This is a genomic window from Lactobacillus nasalidis (genome assembly GCF_016587775.1).
GTDB lineage: Bacteria > Bacillota > Bacilli > Lactobacillales > Lactobacillaceae > Lactobacillus > Lactobacillus nasalidis.
Genome location: NZ_BOCG01000101.1, coordinates 1 through 915, shown reverse-complemented (window position 1 = coordinate 915; position 915 = coordinate 1). Strand labels below are relative to the sequence as shown.

Sequence of the window (915 nt, the reverse complement as noted above, 5' to 3'; positions counted from 1 at the left end):
CCGCCGTACTGGCTGCCGTCCCAAGGCATCGGCCCCCGGGCCGGCAATTTATGGGTCCGGCTGGCCATGGCCAGGGCCGTCTTTTCGTCAACTCCGGCTTCGCCGGCTTCCTTGACGAAGTCAGCCACCGTCTCGTCGGCAAACTGCTCTACATCGTCAAATTCCAGATTGTGCAGGCCCAGTTCTTCCCCGTAGTAGATCACCGGGATCCCCCGCTCCAGGTACATGGCCATGGCCAAAGACCGCTGCTGCACCGGAGTCTTGGCAATCCGGGTGGCCAGGCGGGCCATGTCGTGGTTGCTCCAGTAAAGGGTCGGCATGGCCGACAAAGTCTGCTGCCAGACGGTCTGGTTTTGCTTGAAGGCCAGCCAGTCAAACTCTTTTGGCTGATACTGGCCGCTGAAGGCAGGGTTTACGGAATCTTCTTTTTCCGTAAAGTAGCGGAAGGTGATGACCGAATCCATCAAGTTCCGCTTGGGGTCGGTGTAGTCGGCCGCCAGGTTGATGCTGGCGCTGGCCGCCTCGCCTAAAAGCAGCAGGTCCGGGAATTCTTCCCGCAGGCGGGCGCAGAAGGGAGCCAGCCATTCCTGCACTTCCGGCCGGTTGGCGAAAAAGTCTTCCGCGATGACCGGCTTGTCGTCCTCGCTTGGGTAGGACTGGCGCAGGTCGGCCTTGGCGATGTGGATGAAGGCATCCAGGCGCAGGCCGTCGACCCCCTTCTTGAGCCAGAACTCAGCTGCCTTGAACATTTCTTCGCGCACGGCAGGATTCTTCCAGTTCAAATCCGGCATTTCCTTGGCAAAAAGGTGGAAGTAGGACTGGCCGGTCCCGGCCGGGTCGGCTGCCCAGCAGCTGCCGCCAAAGAAGCTGCCCCAGTTGTTGGGCCGGACGCCGTCTTTGCCGGCAAAAATGTAG

1 protein-coding gene is annotated in these 915 nt (G+C 60.8%); it reads right to left on the bottom strand.

Annotated features, from left to right (window positions below; all coding sequences use genetic code 11):
• Positions 1 to 915 (bottom strand): alpha-amylase family glycosyl hydrolase (locus lacNas_RS01325; RefSeq protein ID WP_244661398.1); only part of this gene is annotated, 915 nt, incomplete at both ends.